The following is an 18,980-nucleotide window of genomic DNA, read 5'->3' as shown; positions in this document are numbered from 1 at the left end:
CGAGGCCGGCCGATGCCTCCTGCCCGAAAACCAAAACCGCAGCCAGCCCCGAAAAACCATCAGGACCAACTGCGGATCGGTGGATCAAGGCTTAGACGACGACGGTGGCAGTTCTCCTTGCGCTGGGAGGCTGCCGCCGGCGTCGTTGTTGGCTTTAGACGGCGTAGCCGTTGGGGTTGTTCTTTTGCCAGCGCCAGTGGTCTTCGCACATCGTCTCCAGCGTCCGGTGTGCGGACCAGCCCAGTTCCGCCAAGGCGGCGGAAGCGTCGGCGTAGCTGATGGCGGCATCGCCGGGCCGGCGGTCGGTGAGCTCGTAGGGAATCTCGAAGCCGGCGGCCTTGCCGAACGCCGAGAGGACCTCCAGGACCGAAGAGCCGCGGCCGGTGCCCAGGTTCCACCGGCGCACGCCCGGCCTGCCGGCAATGAAGTCCAACGCCGCCAGGTGCCCCGAGGCCAGGTCCATCACGTGGATGTAGTCGCGCACGCCGGTGCCGTCCGGCGTCGGATAGTCGCTGCCGAAGACACGGACCTTGTCGCGGCGGCCCACCGCCACCTGGGCAACGAACGGCAGCAGGTTGTTCGGGACGCCCGTGGGATCCTCGCCGATCCGGCCGGACTCGTGGGCGCCCACGGGATTGAAGTAACGCAGCAGCGCAACGTGCCAGCGATCGTCCGAGGCGCCGAGGTCGGAGAGGATGTCCTCGATCTGTTCCTTGGTCCGGCCGTAGGGGTTGGTGGCATCCAGCGGCATCTTCTCCGTCAGCGGCACCTCGTCGGAGTTCCCGTAGACGGTGGCGGATGAGCTGAAAACGATGGTGCGGACGTTATGCGCTTCCATGGTGCGCAGCAGGTTGAGCGTGCCGCCGACGTTGTTGTGGTAGTAATGCAGCGGCTGGTCCACGGATTCGCCCACGGCCTTAAGCCCGGCGAAATGGATCACCGCATCGACGCGCGCGGCATCGAAGACTTTGCCGAGTCTGACCTCATCGAGAAGATCCGCTTTATGGAACGCGACCTTTCGCCCGGCCAGCTCCTGCACGCGGCGCAGCGATTCCTCGCTGGAGTTGGCCAGATTATCCACGACGACCACGTCGTGTCCCGCCTCGAGCAAGGCCAATGTTGTATGCGAGCCAATGTAGCCGGTGCCCCCGGTGACCAGTATGTTCATAGCATCAAGCCTAGTAGCTGATGCCTTATCCGCTGATATTTTGCGGTGGTCGCCTGCCTCACCACGGTCTAGAGTGGATCTAAGGCGGTTCGAAAGGATCTTGGTCTATGCATCACACCGGCGGGCCCGGGTGGCGGATAACAACCGACACCTCGGCGCATTTGCTTCTGGCCTTGTACCTGCATGACGTGGCCGGCCTGGACGGCGCAGGCTCGCCTGCCGTCTGCGGCGCTGATCCGCCGGTCAGGAAAGCCGACCCACGCCAGCTGACTGCGCATGTCGGCGGTACACGGGCGTTGCGGCGCGAGTGGGAGCAATGGTGGTCGCTCCTGATCGAGGAGGACCAGGCCGCGGCTGATGCTTTGGTACCTCCTGCCTTCCCGGCCTTCGACTCCAGCCCCGCGCTGCAGAAGCTGCTGCAGGCCCACTTCGGAGCGGCGATGAGCTGGTCCAGTGAACGCGTGGCGGATTACCGCCAACTGGCCGAGGAGCGCGAAGCCAGCGGTAAGACCAAACTGGTCGGGCAGATGGTGCAGGACCGGGAAATGGAGCTGGGACGCGACGCCCGTGGCTTCGAGCTCAAGTTAGTCGAGTTGCCGCTGCGGGAACGCCGGGCCTGGTTTGTGGAACCGGACAAGATTCTCCTGAACCAGTATCTGATCGATGACGAGGGGTCGTACCGGAGCTTTATCCAGCCGATCGTTGAACTGCTCGTCTAGCCAGGCTGCCGCAGGCCGGTTCAGGGCTGCTCCGCCGCCGTGATGACCACAGTTCCGGTTTCCGATCCGGCTGCGAGCCACTCGCCGTCGGCACGCTGCCAGCTCAGGCCGGCGAAGGACACCGAGTTGATATTGAGTTCCTTGGCTGACGCCACTGCCCATTGGGCCACCGCCCAGCCGGTCTTGTCGCCTGCCTGCACGCGAAGGGTTCCGTTCTCGACCGCAGTTTCCAACCCAGGGTGCGAGACCTCCAGGGCGGCTTCAACGTCGGCCGGATCGCCGGCCGACTCGGCTTCCTTGAGCACGCAGTTCAAGGCGGCGGGGGAGTGGCCGGTCAGCGCTGAAGCGAAGGCCTTGCCCTCGCCTTCGTGGTCCGCATAGGCGTCAGGGTAGGCGCTGCGCTGAACCTGCTGCGCCGCGACGGTAACCGGCAGGCTTTCGTAGTCGGGAATCTCTTCCAGCACCGAGAAAAAGTTGTTGGTCGCGTAGACCGGATCCATGACCTGCTCCTCGGTGCCCCAGCCTTGTGTGGGCCGTTGCTGGAATAGTCCGCGCGAATCCGGACCGGCGTCGTCTCCGTGCCCGATATTGCGCAGCTTCGACTCCTGGATTGCCGTCGCCAGTGCGATCGATGCAGCGCGGGCGGGCAGCCCGCGCTGCATCGAAATTCCGGCGATGAGGGCTGCATTGGCAGCCTGGTCCGGAGCCAGTTCAAAGGCATCCGGACCCACCACAGCCGTGCAGCGCTCCCGGACGAGCATCTGGGAACGGTCGATGGAGGTGGCGGCCAGCCAGAGGCCGCCGACTACCAGGGTTAGCAGCACCAGCAGCACGAGAACGCTGCGACGGCGCCGCCGTGAACGGGCCATTGTGGTTACACGTACCTTCTAGTTGGCGTGCAGGGCAGCGTTGAGCTCAACCGTCTGACCCTTGCGGGGCAGGACTTCAACGACGCCGGAGATGGAGTTGCGGCGGAAGAGCAGGTTCGATACGCCGGACAGCTCCACTGCCTTAATCTGTCGGGCTTCGCCGTCGGCCGACAGCAGGTTGACCCGGGTGCCGGCGGTCACGTAGAGACCTGCCTCGACGACGCAGTCATCACCGATGCTGATGCCTACGCCGGAGTTGGCACCGAGCAGGACTCGTTCGCCGATGCTGATGCGTTCCTTACCGCCGCCCGAGAGGGTACCCATGATGGAGGCGCCGCCGCCCACATCGGAGCCGTCCGCGACGATGACGCCGGCGGAGATCCGGCCCTCGACCATGGAGGTGCCGAGCGTGCCGGCATTGAAGTTCACGAAGCCCTCGTGCATGACGGTGGTGCCGGCGGCCAGGTGTGCGCCGAGCCGCACGCGGTCCGCATCGGCAACGCGGACGCCGGTGGGCAGGACATAGTCGACCATGCGCGGGAACTTGTCCACGCCGTAGACGGTGACTGCGCCGCGGCGGCGCAACCGCAGACGCGTTGCTTCGAAGTTCTCCGCGGAGCAAGGACCGAAGTTGGTCCAGACGACATTGGCCAGCAGGCCGAAGATGCCGTCCATGTTCAGCGAGTTGGGGGTGACAAGGCGGTGCGACAGCAGGTGCAGCCGCAGATAGGCATCGGCCGTGTCTGCCGGGGCGGCGTCAAGGTCAATGCTCCGGCCGACCAGCTCAAGCCGGGTGCCACGCTCGGCATCCTCGCCCTGCTCTGCGAGCGACTTCAGCTCGGAATCGGTCTCAGCAGCAGCGGGAGCCTGCCCGAGGCCGGGAGCCGGGTACCAGACATCCAGAACAATGCCGTTGGAGGCGACGGTGGCAAGGCCGGTGCCGTAGGCGGTACGGGAGACAGTTGCAGCGGTGTTGTTCTCAGGCATGCACTCAAGTCTACCGACGGGATCTGACCGCCCTGACACCGTTACGCTAGGGGAGTGACTGCTTTCACCACTGCCCTGGATCTGACCTCCGATGTTGCCGACCTCACGGCAGCGCTTATTGATATTAACAGTGTCTCCGGTAACGAGCGGGAACTGGCCGATGCCGTAGAAGCGGCGCTGCGGGCACTGCCGCACCTTCAGGTCACACGCGACGGTGATGCCATTGTTGCCCGGACCGATCTGGGCCGCGCCGAGCGCGTCATCCTGGCCGGCCACCTGGACACTGTCCCGCTGCCGTTGACGGCCGGATCCCGCGGAACGGTCCCGTCCAGCTGGGACGGTGGGGTCCTCTATGGCCGCGGCACCACGGACATGAAGGGCGGCGTCGCTGTCCAACTGGCGCTGGCCGCCCGCCTGGTCGATCCGGCCCGGGATGTCACCTATGTTTTTTATGATCATGAAGAAGTTGAAGCTTCGCTCAGCGGATTGGGCCGGTTGGTCGATCACTATCCGGAGTTGCTGCAGGGGGATTTCGCCATCCTGCTGGAGCCGACGGACGGCACGGTGGAGGGCGGCTGCAACGGTACCAGCCGGTTCGACGTGACCACTGTGGGCAAGGCGGCCCATTCGGCCCGCGCCTGGATGGGGCAGAACGCCATTCATGCGGCGGCGGAGATCCTGACCCGGCTGCGGGATCATGAGCCTGCCACGGTCACGGTGGACGGCCTGGAGTACCGGGAGAGCTTGAATGCGGTGAAGATCCACGGCGGCACTGCTGGAAACGTCATTCCGGACCGCACTGTCGTTGAAATCAACTACCGCTTCGCCCCGGATAAGACCCCGGACGATGCCGAGGCCTACGTCCGGAACCTGCTGGACGGCTTCGCCGTTGTCCGCACCGATGCCGCAGCCGGCGCCCGCCCAGGTCTGAACCATCCGGCCGCCGCGGATTTTGTGGCGGCTGTCGGCGCGGAGCCGAAGCCTAAATACGGCTGGACCGACGTGGCCCGTTTCAGCGCGCTGGGTATCCCTGCCGTTAATTTCGGTCCCGGGGATGCGCTCCTTGCCCACACGGACAATGAGCATGTTCCGGCCGAAGCCATCCGCGAATGCTTCCGGGCCTTGGACAGGTGGCTCTCGAGCTAGCCTGAAGGTTAAATGACCCGGGGTTCCCGGCAGCCATGCTGGCGGGAACCCCGGGTGGTTAAGGAGTTGTTGTCAGACTTTGGCTACCAGTGTTGGCGCGCTGGCGGGCCGCGTCTTTCCGGACGTGCGGCTGCTGAGCAGCCCGGAGAGCTTCTGGGCCACCCACGAAAGCGCAAAGTTAATGATGATGAACAGTACGGCGGCCACGGTCAGCGCCTGCAGGATGGGGCCGGCCGAGCCGTAGATCTGCATGGCCCGCAGCAGTTCCGAGTAGGTGATGATGGAGCCGAGCGCCGAGTCCTTCAGGATGACCACGAACTGGCTGATCAGCGAGGGCAGCATGGCTACCAGCGCCTGCGGCAGCTCGATGCTCCGCAGTGACTGTCCGCGGGTCATGCCGATGGCCATGCCCGCCTCGCGCTGGCCCTTGGGCAGCCCGTAGACGCCGGAGCGCACCAGTTCGGCGATCACTGAACCGTTGTACAGCGTCAGCGCTAACACGACGGCGAAGAACGGCGTATCCGCCGGTTCTACGATTTGGAGCCGGCCAAGCAGCAGCCAGAAGAAGATCATCATCAGCAGAACAGGGACGGCCCGGAAGAATTCGACGATGATGCCGCAGATCCAGCGGACCGCACGGTTTGCTGCGAGCCGCCCGACGCCGAAGAGCAGGCCGAATATCACGGACGTGACAATGGCCGCGGCCGCTGCCTTGAAGGTGTTCATCAGCCCGGGAAGAATGGTGAACTGCCACACATCTGCAGTCAGGAACGGTGTCCACAGTTCCGCCTCAAGCTGGCCTTGGTCATTCAGCCCTTTGAGCACGAAGGCCGCGGCACCGAGGAAAAGGATGACGCCCAGCACATTGGTGGCCAGGATGCGCCGTTGGGCCTTCGGGCCGGGCGCATCGAAGAGGACGCTTTGCTGGATTTTCATCGTGCCACCGCCAGTTTGTTGGAGAGCCAGGTTGTCACGAGGCCGATGGGTATGACGATGATGACGAAGCCAAGCGCGAAGGTGGCGAAGATGGCCATGATGACGTCCGGCCGGAACTCGATCATGGTCTTCATCAGACCGGCTGCCTCGGGTACCGACGCCACCGTTGCGACGGTGGTGTTCTTCGTCAACGCAATCAGCGTGTTGCCCAGCGGGGCAACGGCCCCACGGAAGGCTTGGGGCAGGATCACCAGGCGTGCCGCCGGCAGGAAACTCAGGCCGATGGCGCGCGCCGCCTCGGCCTGGCCTAGGGGCACGGTGTTGACGCCGCTTCGGATGGATTCGCAGACGAATGCGGCGTGGTAGACCGACAGGCCGACGATGGCCCACAGGAAGAAATTGAAGTTGAAGTCGCTGGAGAGGTTCAACTGGAGCTGGAAGATGGCCACCAGGATGCAGAAGACCATGATGATGGTCAGCGGAGTGTTCCGGAAAATGTTGACGTACGCAGTGCCGGCCCAGCGGAAGCTCGGCACCGGCGAAATCCGCATCAGCGCCAGGACGGTACCGAGTACCAGCGAGCACAGGGCGGACCAGAACGTGAGTTGGATATTGACCCACAGCGCCCCGACGACGTTATAGGTCTCCAACGCCGTCAGATAGCTCTGGAAATACTCTGTCAAACTGTCCATCCCCTCTCATGGGAGTGACTTTGGGTGACTGTGGGGCAGGCCGTATAGCCTGCCCCACAGAATGTGCAATTATGCGCAGGAATCGCCCGGCGTCGGCGGGTTCAGCTCCTCGTTGAACTTGTAGTCGACGCCTTCGGTGTTGGCTGCGAGAGCTTCCTCCCAGGCGCCCTCTTCCACCATCTTGTTGATCGCCGCGTTAATGTCGGCACACAGCTCCGTGCCCTTGGGCAGGCCGACGCCGTAGCGCTCTTCGGAGAACGGGTTGCCGACAACCTTGAACTGCCCGGCGAAGTTCTCCTGGGCAGCCAGACCGGCCAGGATGATGTCGTCGGTGGTCACGGCGTCGATCTGGCCGCTTTGCATAGCGGTCACGCATTCTGCGTAGCCCGGGCGTTCGAGGAGGTTCACTTCCTCGGCATGCTCCTCCTTGATGCGCTGTGCCGAAGTGGAGCCGGTGACGGAGCACAGGTTCTTGCCGTTGAGATCGTCAGGACCCTGGATCTCGGTGTCTTCGGCGCGGACCAGCAGGTCCTGGCCGGCGACGAAGTACGGCCCGGCGAAGTCCACGGTTTCCTTGCGCTCATCCGTGATGGAGTAGGTCGCGAAGATCATGTCGACCTGGCCGTTGGCCAGCATGTTCTCGCGGTTGGCCGAAGGAGACTCGACGAACTCGATCTGGTCCTCGGTGTAGCCCAGTTCGTTGGCGACGTACTTGGCAACGTCCACGTCGAAACCGGTGAACTCGTTGCCATCTTTGAAACCCAGGCCCGGCTGGTCGTACTTGATGCCGACGCGGAGGGTTTCGCCTTCTCCGCTGCCGGCAGTTTCGCCCCCGTTGCCGCCGTCGCCGCCACAGGCGGACAGTGTCAGTGCGGCAATGGCACCCATTGCCGCCATTGCAAAGCGGGTCTTGCGCATGTTTTCTCCTTGCTAGTGATTACTTCGGATGAAATTTCCGTCCGGGGAGGTCAGTGGTTGAGGATCTTGCCCAGGAAGTCTTTGGCCCGGTCGCTCTTGGGGTTGGTGAAGAATTCTTCCGGCGTGGCCTGTTCAACGATCTGGCCGTCAGCCATGAAGATCACCCGGTCCGCCGCCTTGCGCGCGAAGCCCATTTCGTGGGTCACCACGATCATGGTCATGCCTTCCTTGGCGAGCTGGACCATGGTGTCCAGCACTTCGTTGATCATTTCCGGGTCCAGCGCGGACGTCGGCTCGTCGAACAGCATGACCTTGGGCTTCATCGCCAGGGCGCGGGCAATTGCCACGCGCTGCTGCTGGCCGCCGGAGAGCTGAGCGGGCAACTTGTCCGCCTGATTAGCCACACCGACGCGCGCAAGCAGGCTCATCGCCAGTTCCTTTGCCGCGCCGTTCTTCATCTTCTTGACCTTCAGCGGCCCAAGCGTGACGTTTTCCACGATGGACTTGTGCGCGAACAGGTTGAAGGACTGGAAGACCATGCCGACGTCGGCGCGCAGGTTGGCCAGTTCCTTGCCCTCGGCAGGAAGCTTCTTGCCGTCAATCAGGATCTCGCCGTCGTCGATCGTTTCCAAGCGGTTGATGGCCCGGCACAGCGTGGACTTGCCCGAACCCGAGGGACCAATAACGACGACGACTTCGCCCTTGGTGACTTCAAGATTGATGTTTTGCAGCACGTGCAGCGGACCGAAGTGCTTGTTGACGTCCTTGAGCAGGACCAGAGGTTGGTTTGAGCGCGGAGAACTGCCTGCAGCCGCGCTGCTGGAAGCCATCGGCGTCGATTCACTGTGTTGGGCGTCACGGGTCATGAGTTGAATCTAGCGAAAGATTCCCACGAAGCGATGCATTTAGGGGAATGAATGGCCGAATCGTGATTGAAGTTTAATGTGGCCGGTTCGGCTATCGGTTGGATAAACGTCGCTAAAACCGCTTCGCGGTGCGGGTTTGGTAGGTAGCCTTGGGGAATGAGTAACCACCAGCATGAAATTCCGCTGCCGTCCGAGATCGCGGCACGGATGCCTTCGCGGCATAAGGGGTCCGTGGAGTTGCGCCGTTCCCAAGCGAATATTCCGCAGGCCGATCAGTACCTGTTGGATACGCGGGATAAAGCGGATTTCACCCACACCGACCCGTGGCGGGTGCTCCGGATCCAGAGTGAGTTTGTGGAAGGTTTCGGCACGCTCGCGGAGCTGGGGCCTGCCGTCAGTGTTTTCGGGTCGGCCCGCACGCGCCCCGGAACCAAACACTACGACATCGCCGAACAGATCGGACGACGGCTGGTGGAGAAGAGTTTCGCTGTCATCACCGGGGGCGGTCCTGGTTCGATGGAAGCGGCGAACAAGGGTGCCAGTGAAGCCGGCGGGCTGTCCGTGGGACTGGGGATAGAGCTGCCCTTCGAGCAGGGCCTGAACGACTGGGTGGATCTGGGGATCAACTTCCGGTACTTCTTCGCCCGCAAGACCATGTTCGTCAAGTACGCGCAGGGCTTCATCGTGTTGCCCGGCGGTCTCGGCACCATGGATGAGTTGTTCGAAGCCATGGTGCTGGTGCAGACGCAGAAGGTTACGTCGTTTCCCATTGTGCTGGTGGGGAGTGCCTTCTGGAATCCGCTGATGGAATGGGTCCGCGGCACCTTGCTGGGAGAAGGCATGATCGCGGAAGTCGACCTGGATCTCGTGCGCGTGGTGGATACCGCTGAGGATGCGGTTGACGGGATCCTGGAGGGTCTCTTGCAGGGCCGCGGCCGGCCCTCGGGCAGCATCGTGGACGTGTAAGGCCATGGCCGCATCTAGCACGATGGTCCAGTGAGTCTGTTCCTGGTCTTCCTCGCCATAGCCGCCGCAGGTGCCGTGGCCCTGGTCGCCTCCGGACGGCTCAGCCGGCGCGCCAAGACAGAGGCCGGCCAGGGCTGGGAACGAGGGGAAGTTCCGGCGCTGGACGGTCTGAGTGAATCCGATCCGCGGCTGCCGGCAGTGCTGTTGCCCGAACATCCGGTTCCGTCAGACATCGACCGGCTTCGGTTCTCGGTGGCATTCCGCGGCTACCGCATGGACCAGGTGGACGAGGTCCTGGACAGGCTGCGACGCGAGCTGGCTGCGAGGGACAAACTCATCAGCGAACTCAGGAGAGAAAGACACTGGAAGAACGACGACGGAACTCCGCTCCCGCCGGCCTCATGACTAGTCCGACGCGCCAGGGCAGAGCCGGCAGCTTTCTCAGAGACGAACTGGCGTTCTGGAAAAAACGGGTCGCGGCCTGGCCTTGGTGGGTCCACGTGGTGGTCCTTTACGGACTGGCCCGGATCTACTCGTTGTTTGTTTTCCTTGCGGTTGCCCGCCAACAAGGACCAAGCCCCTGGGGCCGCGGCCATCCCGACTACCTGTCCTTCATCGGTATCTGGGACAGCGCCTGGTATGAGCAGATCTACCGCGATGGGTATCCTTCCGAGATCCCGCGCACCGGGGACGGGCAGGCGCAGGAAAATTCGTGGGCGTTCTACGCGTTGTTTCCGGCGATCATCCGCGGGCTGAACGCTGCCACGAGTCTGGACTGGGAGATCCTGGCCCCTGTTGCCGCAACGCTGGCCGGTTTCGTGGCGGCAGGGATCATCTACAAGGTGTTCCGGTTGTTTGCCGGGCACGGCACTGCCCTTTGGGCCGTGGTGTTCGTGGCTGTATTTCCGGTATCGCCGATACTGCAGGTTCCCTATGCCGAATCACTGAACCTTGCGCTGCTGGCCGGCAGCCTGTATCTGGTCATCACGCGGCGTTATCTGTTGGCGGTCCCGGTGGTCCTGTTGATGTGCCTGTCCCGGCCGACAGGTGTGCCGTTCGCGGCGATGATGGGGGCGTATCTGCTGTGGCGGCTTTGGCGTCGGCAACAGGACGAACTTCAGACGCCGGAATTCCTGCGCATCGTAGCGCTGGCGCTCGTCAGTTGCGCCGGAGCGCTCACTTGGCCTGCGCTCGCCTGGGCCGTTACGGGCGAAATGGACGCGTATACGGCAACGGAAACCGCGTGGCGCGGGGATGACCTGGTGCTGTTCATGCCTTGGTTCGATATGGGCAAGGACCTGTTCGGCCCCGTAGGCGGCGTACTTGCTCCGCTGGTCCTGGTGGCAGCGGCAGTGTTGTGCCTGAGCAGCGGGCCGGCGCGGAGAATCGGCATGGAACTGCGGCTATGGTGTGCCGCCTACGCTGCCTACCTTTTCGCGTTCCTGCATCCGCAAACCAGCACGTTCCGCCTGCTGCTGCCGTTGTTCCCTTTGGCGCTCGTAGCCGCGATGGCCTCGCGTAGCACAGCCTACCGAGTGTGCCTGGGCGTGATGTTCCTCGCCGGACAGATTGTCTGGGTGGCCTGGCTGTGGTCCTGGGCGGAACTGCCCGGTGGAGGAGACTACCCGCCGTAACACTGGCCGTAGGGTTCCGACACGAAGCCGCACACGTAGCGCGGTGATTAGCACCGGCCTGTGATGTACGCGATAATGGTGAATGGATGACGCACGGCCGACTGCCAAATCTTGCCGTGCTGACATGTTGACGGGCGAACAGGTCACAGACCTGTCCGCCCACGGTGAAAGGGAAAACCAAATGGCTGCGATGAAACCGCGTACAGGTGACGGACCCATGGAAGTCACCAAGGAGGGGCGCAGCCTCATTCTGCGGGTTCCGATCGACGGCGGCGGCCGCTTGGTACTGGAACTCAATGCCGAAGAGGCCGGCAATCTCAAGGACTGCCTGCTCGGTGTCACCGACAGTGTCGCCAGCTAAGGCCTGAGCGAGTGGGCCACCCTGCAGCTACACCAGACGAACTGACCACCAGGACGCTCGAAGAGGCTCTGATCGCACCCCGGCCCTCCACCATCGTGGCCCGGCCCGCGCTGGACAAGGGGCATGTGGTGCCGGAACCGGGCACAGGCGTCAGCGTGCTGGTGGTTCCCATCGGCACCTTGGGCGTCTCGGGCGGGAGCTCCGAGGAGCGGGGAACGCCGCAGCCGCGTCAGGGCGCAGCGGAAGCTGCCGCCCGGTACGACGTCGACGTAGCTGTCCTGGCCGAGGCGAATTCGGTGACCGGCAAGGCCGCCGAAATCCTGGCCGTCACTGCGCCGCGCCGCGAACCGGGGCTGCCCCAACGGCTGCTGTTCCTTGGCGTCGGGGACGAATCGCCGGCCAGCCTGCGCAAGGCCGGAGCGGCCTTGGCCAAGGCGACTTTCGGCGTGGAAACCGTGCGCGCCAGCGTAGTCGACGGCCTGGACGAGCCGGCACAGCGTGCTTTCGTCGAGGGTTTCCTACTCGGCGGTTACCGTCCGCCGAGGGCCGGCGCCTCGCCTGCCCCGAAGCCGATGGCGCGCAGCCTGGAGCTGACGGGCGCGTCTGAAACCGCCTTGGCGGCGGCAGCGGCCACGGGCAAGGCCGTCTGGCTGGCCCGCAACCTGGCGAACATGCCTTCCAACGTCAAGAACCCGGCGTGGATGGCAAGCCAGTCCGAACGCCTCGCGGCCGAGAGCGGGCTCGAGGTGCGCCTTTGGAATGAAGCGGAGCTGGCAGCCGGCGGATTTGGCGGCCTGCTTGCCGTGGGCCGCGGGTCCGAGCATGAATCCCGTCTGGTCCAGCTGTCCTATACCCCGGCGGATGCCGCCCCGGATGCGCAGCATATTGTCCTGGTCGGAAAAGGCATCACGTTCGACACGGGCGGGGTGTCGCTGAAGCCGCGTGAAGCAATGGTGCCGATGAAGACGGACATGGCGGGCGCCGGCGTCGTACTGGCTGTGCTGCACGCCGCCGTCGAACTTGGTATTGGGCATCGTGTCACCGGCCTGCTGGCACTGGCCGAGAATGCCATCGGCGCCGCTTCCTATCGTCCGGGCGACGTCGTCAGGACCTATGACGGCACCACCGTTGAAATCGGAAATACCGACGCCGAAGGGCGCATGGTCCTCGCCGATGCTCTCGCGTTTGCCCGTGACGAACTGGCCCCGGATGTGCTGATCGATATTGCAACGCTGACGGGCGCCGCGTCACTGGGCCTCGGCCGGCGGCATGCCGCGTTGTACGGAACCCGACAGGATCTGGTCAGCGGATTCGAACGTGCAGCCGAGCTGTCGGGGGAGCGGGTCTGGCGTATGCCCCTCGCGGAGGCTGCGGGGGAATACCGGTCCTCGCTGGATTCCACGGTGGCGGATCTGTCCCATATATCTTCACCGAAGTCCAAGGTGCAGGCCGGATCCATCACGGCGGCGCTGTTCCTTCGGGAGTTTGTCGGGCAGACACCCTGGATCCACCTCGATATCGCCGGTCCGGCGCGGTCCACTGCCGACGAAGCCGAGGTCACCAAGGGCGCAACCGGCTACGGTGCACGCCTGCTGCTGTCATTCCTGGCCGGCTACCGCGGTTAGCCTCAGCGTTTGACGGCCAGCAACAGTCCGTCACCCGTGGGCAGAACGGTCGAGATGAGGTCCTCGTTTTCCCGGATGCTCTTGCCCACTTGCCGCAAGGTGTTGGTGGTTTCCTCCCGGATGGCCGGATCCGAGACGCGGTCCTTGTCCAGCGCGTCGTTGATGATCAGCATTCCGCCGCTCTTGAGCAGCCGCACGGCCCGCTCCACATAGAGGGGGTAGGAGGGCTTGTCGGCATCCACAAAGACCAGATCGTAAGCGCCGTCGGTCAGCCGCGGCAGCACGTCAGCCGCCCGGCCGGAAATCGTCCGGGTGCGGTTGCTGGGAATTCCTGCTTCGGCATAGGCCTCGCGGGCGGCCCGCAAATGGTCCACATCGGAATCGATGGTCGTAAGCACGGCGTTGGCGGGCAGGCCACGGAGCAGGCAGACGCCCGAAACGCCCGCGCCCGAACCGATCTCGACGACGGTGTGTGCTTTGGAACCGGCGGCCAGAACCGTCAAGGCGGCGGCAACGCCGGGACTCACCGTGGCGACGCCGAGTTCGTAGGAGCGTTCACGTGCGCGGAGCAATACCTCATCCTCGGTGGGTAGTCCCTCCGTGTAGGACCAGCTGGTCTGCTTATCGGCGCTCATGAACCATCACTTTCTCCGGAAGAAATCTTAATATTCCAGCCCCAGCCTACTGCTACTGCCGCGTATCCGTGGCGCGGGAGAGCGAGACGCCCCAGTGTTGCGCCTTCGTGCAGGTAACTAACAGAATTCTCCCAGCTTGCTGAGTGAGGATGGACATCCGTAGGCCAATTGTGTTTCACGGTTGCCGGGGGACGTACCTCAGACCCGAACGTAGCCAAGGGCTGAAGCGAACGGGCAACCGCCGAGGGGAGTAGCTATGAGCAAATTGCAGCAGGACGCCACCGAAGAGCCGGCCGCTGCCGGGGCGGAGACGCCGTGGGTTGCTCCGACCTGGGAAGAAGTAGTTACCAACCACTCGGCCAAGGTCTATCGGCTCGCCTACCGCCTCACCGGCAATAAGTACGACGCCGAAGACCTCACCCAGGAAGTCTTCGTCCGGGTGTTCCGCTCCCTCGAGAATTTCAAACCGGGCACGCTTGACGGCTGGCTTCACCGGATCACTACCAACCTCTTCTTGGACCAGGCCCGGAGGAAGAGCAGGATCCGTTTCGACGGGCTCGCCGATGACGCCGAAGCACGTATTCCCGGCCGCGATCCAGGGCCGGAACGCAGCTTCGAATTCAATAATCTCGACGTCGATGTGCAGGCAGCGCTTGAAGATCTTCCGCCTGACTTCCGGGCTGCGGTTGTTCTGTGCGACCTGGAGGGACTTTCCTACGACGAGGTCTCCGCGGCTTTGGGCGTCAAGCTGGGCACCGTCCGTTCGCGCATTCACCGCGGACGGACCATGCTGCGTGAGAAGCTGGCACACCGCGACCCGGCTGCCAAGCGGCCTGCGCGGCTGAAACTACCCCGCGTGGCCGGAGCACACTGAATCCACTATGCGCCACCCCGAACGTGATTTGGCGGAGTATCTGGACGGCGAACTTGCTGACGAGCGCCGGCCGGGTTTCGAACGCCACCTGCAGCGCTGCGCGCGATGCCGTGAGTCTGTTGCGGAACACCGCGCCATCCAGGAGCGCCTGCGTGCCCTCGACGTGCCGCCGCCCGGCCCCGATCTTGCCAGCAGAATCCTCAGCCGCAGTTCCCATGCCTTCGTTACCGCCTCCACGGGTACGGCCGGTGCTGCACCGGCCTCCTCGCCTGCACCCGCACTGCCGGACGCGGAAACCGGATCCGCCGGGTCTACCCGGCAGCGCACCGCGCTGACGGTGTGCAGCGTCTTGACGGGCTTCGCGGCCCTGACCGCCGGCACAGCTTATGTGCTCGGTGGCGAAGACTCCAGTCCCGTTGCCAGCGGTGCCGGTTCCTCCGGCGCGGACTGGCAGGGAACGCAGGAGCTGCAGTCCGGCAGCGCCCATGAACTGGACCGCGAAAGCCTGGCCGATCTCCGTGGCGACGGTTGGAACTGCCCGCAGCTTGTCGGCATGGGTTATGAGTTCGTTTCCGCCCAAAAAATCGAGATTGCCGGTGCACCGGCCGTCCGGATAGAGCTGGCGAATGAAGCGACCGGGACCGTTATCGTTACGGAACAACGTCGCGGCACGGAGCGGATCAGGAACGAGGAACCTGATGCCACCCGCGCCGAGGCGGCTGTAAATGCGGTGACTGGAAACACGGTAGCAGCCGACGGGTTCCATCCGGTGGACGGCATGGACCGGGAAATGTGGGTGCACGCGGCCAATGATTGGACCGTTGTGCTGGACTCGGAGAATGTGACCTACACGGTGTGGGCCGATATTCCGCTATCGGCCCTGCCTGAGACAGTCAACCAGATCATCGTGACGGAGAAGTCACGGCTAATGCTTCCGGAAGAAGAACCCGCGGACGATCCGTTCAGCCGGATCATCCGTGGGCTGGGCAAGTTGATTGAGCCTGCGGGTGAGCGATGAGCGATTGCCAAAGTTGGCCGTTACAGGCCAGGAACAGGTAATCTTCAAACGTGCTCGGAATTAACGGATCGGAATTGGTCATTCTCGCGGTAATTGCCGTGATAGTGCTCGGTCCTGAGCGTTTGCCCGAATATGCTGCCCAGCTGGGCCGGCTCGTTAAGCAGCTGCGCAGGATGGCTGCCGGAGCCAAAGACCAGCTCCGCGAAGAAGTCGGCGACGACATCGTTGATATGGACTGGCGCAAACTGGATCCGCGTCAGTATGACCCGCGCCGGATCATCAAGGAAGCTCTGCTGGACGACGATGAAGACGACGATTTCGGCCAGCAGCGCAGCACAACGAAGTCAGCTCCTGCCCTGGCTGCCGGAGCCGCCGGTATGGCCGGTGCCGCTACGGCGACGAAAGCGGCCGGAACCTCTGCGGCAGCAGCGCGTCCAGGAGCAGGCCCCGGGACCAAACGGATCGAGCGGCTCGAGCCGGGTCAGGCTGCACCTTTCGACGTCGAGGCCACCTAGGCCGGACTGACCCCCAGCGGACGGCCGGCGAGGCCGCGTGGACGGGATGCCAGCTCCGCGGCGATGCTCCGCAAAGCCTTGGCTGCCGGTGAAGACCCTGCCGGGCCGCCCGCAAGGACGATGGGTTCGCCGCGGTCGCCGCCCTCGCGAAGCCGCGGATCCAAGGGGACACTGCCCAGCAGCTGAATATCTTTGTCCAGGGTGCTGCTCAACCGTTCGGCCACAACCTGCCCGCCCCCGGCGCCGAAAACTTCCATCCGGCTGCCGTCCTCCAGCTCAAGCCACGACATGTTCTCGATGACGCCCGCGATCTGCTGGCCCGTTTGCGCCGCGATGGACCCGGCCCGTTCGGCGACATCGGCCGCAGCGCTCTGCGGCGTCGTGACCACGAGTATCCGGGACTCGGGCAGCAGTTGCGATACGGAGATGGCGATGTCCCCGGTGCCGGGCGGCAAGTCCAGGAAGAGCGCGTCAAGGTCGCCGAAATAGACATCGGTCAGGAACTGTTCCAGTGCGCGGTGGAGCATCGGTCCGCGCCACGCCACCGGCTGGTTGCCCGAGACGAACATGCCGATGGAGATGGTTTTGACGCCGTAGGCCACCGGCGGCAGAATCATTTCGTCCACGCGCGTGGGGGCGCCGGTGATGCCCATCAGCCCGGGGATGGAGAAACCGTAAACGTCCGCATCGATGATCCCCACGCGCAACCCCTGGGCCGCCATGGCACACGCGAGATTCACGGTGACGCTGGATTTGCCCACGCCGCCCTTGCCGCTGGCCACGGCGTAGACCCTGGTCAGCGAGGACGGATCGTTGAAGGGAATGCCACGCTCCGCGCCGGGGCCCTTGAGCCGTTCCTTCAAGGCCGTGCGCTGTTCTTGGGTCATCACGTCCAGCACCACCGAAACCGCGCTGATTCCGGGTAGGGTTGCCAGCGACTTCTCAACATCGCCGGTAATGGTGTCGCGAAGGGGGCACCCGGCGATGGTGAGCAGCACCTCCACGGTGACAGCGCCGCCGTCGTCAATGGAAAAACCCTTCAGCATGCCCAGTTCGGTGATCGGCCGGCGCAGTTCCGGGTCGATGACTTTTTCCAGGGCCCGCTGGACGGACTGCCTGTCGGGTTGGGGATGATGGGGTGTCACGGCCTAGCTTTCGGATTGTTTCTGGGGACGAGCGGAAATTCTCGGCAAGGCAGCAGTCGCGTCCGAGACCTTCTTCTTGCCCCTGCGGACGGGACGCTCTTCGCCGTCGTCGGTCTCGAGGAGTTCCTCGAGGACGCTTCGGAGTTCGCTGCGGACGAAGTCGCGGGTGGCCACTTCCTGCAGCGCGATGCGCAGCGAGGCCAGTTCACGCGTCAGGTACTCCGTATCGGAAAGGTTCCGCTCGGCCCGCTGGCGGTCCTGCTGGAGCGAGACCTTGTCCCGGTCGTCCTGACGGTTCTGGGCCAGCAGCAGCAACGGTGCCGCGTAGGACGCCTGCAAGGAGAGCATCAGGGTCAGCGCGGTGAAACCCAGCGCGGCGCTGTCGAAGCGCAGCGACGGAGGCCCCCACGTATTCCAGCCGAGCCAGATCAGGCAGAAGACCGACATCCAGACCAGAAACTGCGGGGTTCCCATGAACCGGGCGAAATTCTCGGTGGCGCTGCCGAAGGCGTCCGGGTTGGGCCGCAAGCGCGGAAGCAGACGGGCGCGCGCCTCGCGGGGGATGTCCAGCGCACCGGCGGTATTCTTCTTTTCAGCCATTGCGGCCCACCTTCCGGCTCAGCGATACATCATCATCCTGCGCCCTCCAGTCGTCGGGCAGCAGATGGTCGAGTACATCATCCACCGTAACCGCGCCAACGAGCCTGTCGTCCTCGTTCACCACGGCGAGCGAGTTCAGATTGTAGGTGGCCAGCATCCGCGCCACCTCGCTGACGTCCGCCTGATCCGACACTGGGTCAAGATCCGTATCCACGATATTGCCCAATGCCTCCGGCGGTGGATAGCGCAGCAGTTGCTGGATATGCACGACGCCGAGATAGCGGCCCGTGGGTGTTTCCAGCGGCGGCCGGCAGACGAAAATGGCCGACGCCAACGCAGGAGTCAGTTCCTCGCGGCGTACGTGGGCCAAGGCCTGGGCCACTGTGGCTTCCGGCGGCAGGATGACGGGAACCGGGGTCATGATGGAGCCGGCGGTGTTCTCCTCATACTCCATCAGCCGTCGGACGTCTTTGGCTTCCTCGGGCTCCATGCGCTGGAGCAGTTCTTCTTTCTGCTCTTCGGGCAGTTCCGCCAACAGGTCCGCGGCGTCGTCGGGGTCCATTTCTTCCAGGACATCCGCGGCTCGTTCAATATCCAGCGAGGACAGGATCTGGACCTGGTCATCGTCCGGAAGCTCCTGGAGCACCGCCGCGAGCCGCTGGTCCTGCAGCTCGCTGGCTACCTCGATCCGGCGTTTGCCTGTCATCTCGTGCAGGGCTTCGGCAAAGTCCGCTGCTTTGAGGTCCTCGTGGCTGGCCACGAACGCCGTTGCGGCCTGCGGCTCGTTCCGGGCGCCCTGCTGGGCCTCGTTCCAGTCAATGATGAGCGTCTCATTGCGGCGCAGGCTCCGTAGCGGGGAAGTGGAGTGGCCGCGGCGGACAAACAGCTGGGAGACGTACCAGTCGCCGTTGCGGGACTTTTCCATCGCGATGTCTTCGATGGTGGCGTCGCCGCTGCCGTCCGCCAGAGTGACCCGCCGGTCGAACATCTCCGCGACCATCAGCATTTCGGCGCCGCGCTGTTCGAACCGGCGCAGGTTGACCAATCCGGTACAGATGATCTGGCTGGCGTTGATCGAGGTAATCCTGGTCATGGGCACAAAGACGCGTTTCTTGCCGGGCACCTCGACGACAATGCCCACGACCTGGGGCGGCTTGGCCCCGCCGCGGTCAAGCGCTACGGCATCACGCAGCCGTCCCAGACGGTCGCCCAAAGGATCGAAAACGTCCAGGCCGAGCAGGCGTGCAACGAAGACTCTGGTTGGATTTGTGCTCACACCATTAGGCTACGTGGTATGCGCCGTCCA

General features: G+C 64.1%; 21 protein-coding genes. 10 read left to right on the top strand and 11 right to left on the bottom strand.

Annotated features, from left to right (window positions below; translation table 11 throughout):
- Positions 1-154: 154 nt before the first annotated feature.
- Positions 155-1,168, bottom strand: a complete 1,014-nt coding sequence (galE, locus tag B0G38_RS10015) for a UDP-glucose 4-epimerase GalE (protein WP_264669298.1) — start codon at positions 1,166-1,168, stop codon at positions 155-157.
- A gap of 107 nt (positions 1,169-1,275) precedes the next feature.
- Here galE and B0G38_RS10010 point away from each other — a divergent pair, with 107 nt between their 5' ends.
- Positions 1,276-1,887: a hypothetical protein gene (locus tag B0G38_RS10010; RefSeq protein WP_264669297.1), complete on the top strand. Its 612-nt coding sequence runs from the start codon at positions 1,276-1,278 to the stop codon at positions 1,885-1,887.
- Positions 1,888-1,907: 20 nt separating this feature from the next.
- On the opposite strand, the gene B0G38_RS10005 is transcribed toward B0G38_RS10010, so the two are convergent.
- Positions 1,908-2,756 (bottom strand): hypothetical protein, encoded by an 849-nt coding sequence (locus tag B0G38_RS10005; RefSeq protein WP_264669296.1) that lies wholly within the window; start codon positions 2,754-2,756, stop codon positions 1,908-1,910.
- 18 nt (positions 2,757-2,774) lie between these two features.
- A complete protein-coding gene (dapD, locus tag B0G38_RS10000; RefSeq protein WP_264669295.1) occupies positions 2,775-3,743 on the bottom strand; it encodes a 2,3,4,5-tetrahydropyridine-2,6-dicarboxylate N-succinyltransferase in 969 nt (322 codons plus the stop codon).
- A gap of 54 nt (positions 3,744-3,797) precedes the next feature.
- Here dapD and dapE point away from each other — a divergent pair, with 54 nt between their 5' ends.
- Positions 3,798-4,889: a succinyl-diaminopimelate desuccinylase gene (dapE, locus tag B0G38_RS09995; RefSeq protein ID WP_264669294.1), complete on the top strand. Its 1,092-nt coding sequence runs from the start codon at positions 3,798-3,800 to the stop codon at positions 4,887-4,889.
- 72 nt (positions 4,890-4,961) lie between these two features.
- On the opposite strand, the gene B0G38_RS09990 is transcribed toward dapE, so the two are convergent.
- The 4 genes from B0G38_RS09990 to B0G38_RS09975 form a co-directional block, all read right to left on the bottom strand.
- Positions 4,962-5,825 (bottom strand): amino acid ABC transporter permease, encoded by an 864-nt coding sequence (locus B0G38_RS09990; protein WP_264669293.1) that lies wholly within the window; start codon positions 5,823-5,825, stop codon positions 4,962-4,964.
- Complete coding sequence (locus B0G38_RS09985) at positions 5,822-6,517, bottom strand: amino acid ABC transporter permease (protein ID WP_169993879.1); 696 nt, start codon at positions 6,515-6,517, stop codon at positions 5,822-5,824. The genes B0G38_RS09990 and B0G38_RS09985 overlap by 4 nt, the downstream gene beginning before the upstream one ends.
- Before the next feature lie 69 nt (positions 6,518-6,586).
- Positions 6,587-7,435: a glutamate ABC transporter substrate-binding protein gene (locus B0G38_RS09980; RefSeq protein ID WP_264669292.1), complete on the bottom strand. Its 849-nt coding sequence runs from the start codon at positions 7,433-7,435 to the stop codon at positions 6,587-6,589.
- A gap of 50 nt (positions 7,436-7,485) precedes the next feature.
- Positions 7,486-8,265 carry an amino acid ABC transporter ATP-binding protein gene (locus tag B0G38_RS09975; protein WP_413542054.1) on the bottom strand — a complete coding sequence of 260 codons (780 nt, stop codon included), beginning with the start codon at positions 8,263-8,265 and terminating at the stop codon, positions 7,486-7,488.
- 192 nt (positions 8,266-8,457) lie between these two features.
- Here B0G38_RS09975 and B0G38_RS09970 point away from each other — a divergent pair, with 192 nt between their 5' ends.
- From B0G38_RS09970 to B0G38_RS09950, 5 genes are all read left to right on the top strand, one after another.
- Positions 8,458-9,267, top strand: a complete 810-nt coding sequence (locus tag B0G38_RS09970; RefSeq protein ID WP_264669291.1) for an LOG family protein — start codon at positions 8,458-8,460, stop codon at positions 9,265-9,267.
- 30 nt (positions 9,268-9,297) lie between these two features.
- A complete protein-coding gene (locus B0G38_RS09965) occupies positions 9,298-9,672 on the top strand; it encodes a DivIVA domain-containing protein (RefSeq protein WP_264669290.1) in 375 nt (124 codons plus the stop codon).
- 95 nt (positions 9,673-9,767) lie between these two features.
- Entirely contained in the window at positions 9,768-10,901 is a 1,134-nt protein-coding gene (locus tag B0G38_RS09960) for a hypothetical protein (RefSeq protein WP_264669289.1), read from the top strand.
- A gap of 181 nt (positions 10,902-11,082) precedes the next feature.
- Positions 11,083-11,262 carry a DUF3117 domain-containing protein gene (locus B0G38_RS09955; protein WP_074703315.1) on the top strand — a complete coding sequence of 60 codons (180 nt, stop codon included), beginning with the start codon at positions 11,083-11,085 and terminating at the stop codon, positions 11,260-11,262.
- Positions 11,263-11,273: 11 nt separating this feature from the next.
- The gene (locus tag B0G38_RS09950; protein ID WP_264669288.1) at positions 11,274-12,887 is read left to right on the top strand and encodes a leucyl aminopeptidase family protein; all 1,614 of its coding nucleotides are present in this window, start codon (positions 11,274-11,276) and stop codon (positions 12,885-12,887) included.
- Between the two features lie 2 nt (positions 12,888-12,889).
- Here the strand turns inward: B0G38_RS09950 and B0G38_RS09945 are convergent, their stop codons facing one another.
- Positions 12,890-13,522, bottom strand: coding sequence for an O-methyltransferase (locus B0G38_RS09945; protein WP_169993892.1), 633 nt, complete (start codon positions 13,520-13,522; stop codon positions 12,890-12,892).
- 256 nt (positions 13,523-13,778) lie between these two features.
- On the opposite strand from B0G38_RS09945, the gene sigE reads away from it, so the two are divergent.
- The 3 genes from sigE to B0G38_RS09930 are packed head-to-tail and all read left to right on the top strand — an operon-like array spanning position 13,779 to position 15,929.
- A complete protein-coding gene (gene sigE, locus B0G38_RS09940) occupies positions 13,779-14,396 on the top strand; it encodes an RNA polymerase sigma factor SigE (protein ID WP_264669287.1) in 618 nt (205 codons plus the stop codon).
- 7 nt (positions 14,397-14,403) lie between these two features.
- Positions 14,404-15,414 (top strand): anti-sigma factor family protein, encoded by a 1,011-nt coding sequence (locus tag B0G38_RS09935; RefSeq protein ID WP_264669286.1) that lies wholly within the window; start codon positions 14,404-14,406, stop codon positions 15,412-15,414.
- Positions 15,415-15,464: 50 nt separating this feature from the next.
- Positions 15,465-15,929: a twin-arginine translocase TatA/TatE family subunit gene (locus B0G38_RS09930; RefSeq protein WP_264669285.1), complete on the top strand. Its 465-nt coding sequence runs from the start codon at positions 15,465-15,467 to the stop codon at positions 15,927-15,929.
- Here the strand turns inward: B0G38_RS09930 and B0G38_RS09925 are convergent.
- The 3 genes from B0G38_RS09925 to B0G38_RS09915 are packed head-to-tail and all read right to left on the bottom strand — an operon-like array spanning position 15,926 to position 18,950.
- On the bottom strand, positions 15,926-17,074 hold the full coding sequence (locus tag B0G38_RS09925) for an Mrp/NBP35 family ATP-binding protein (RefSeq protein WP_264669284.1): 1,149 nt from the start codon (positions 17,072-17,074) through the stop codon (positions 15,926-15,928). The two genes, B0G38_RS09930 and B0G38_RS09925, sit on opposite strands and share 4 nt — an antisense overlap.
- A gap of 3 nt (positions 17,075-17,077) precedes the next feature.
- The gene (locus B0G38_RS09920) at positions 17,078-17,674 is read right to left on the bottom strand and encodes a DUF1003 domain-containing protein (protein WP_169993901.1); all 597 of its coding nucleotides are present in this window, start codon (positions 17,672-17,674) and stop codon (positions 17,078-17,080) included.
- A complete protein-coding gene (locus tag B0G38_RS09915) occupies positions 17,667-18,950 on the bottom strand; it encodes a magnesium transporter MgtE N-terminal domain-containing protein (protein WP_264669283.1) in 1,284 nt (427 codons plus the stop codon). Before B0G38_RS09915 ends, B0G38_RS09920 begins: the two co-directional genes overlap by 8 nt.
- Between the last annotated feature and the right edge of the window lie 30 nt (positions 18,951-18,980).

The organism is Crystallibacter permensis (genome assembly GCF_025960875.1).
GTDB lineage: Bacteria > Actinomycetota > Actinomycetes > Actinomycetales > Micrococcaceae > Crystallibacter > Crystallibacter permensis.
Note: the sequence above shows the minus strand (reverse complement) of the source record. Positions and strands in the feature narration are given on the sequence as shown.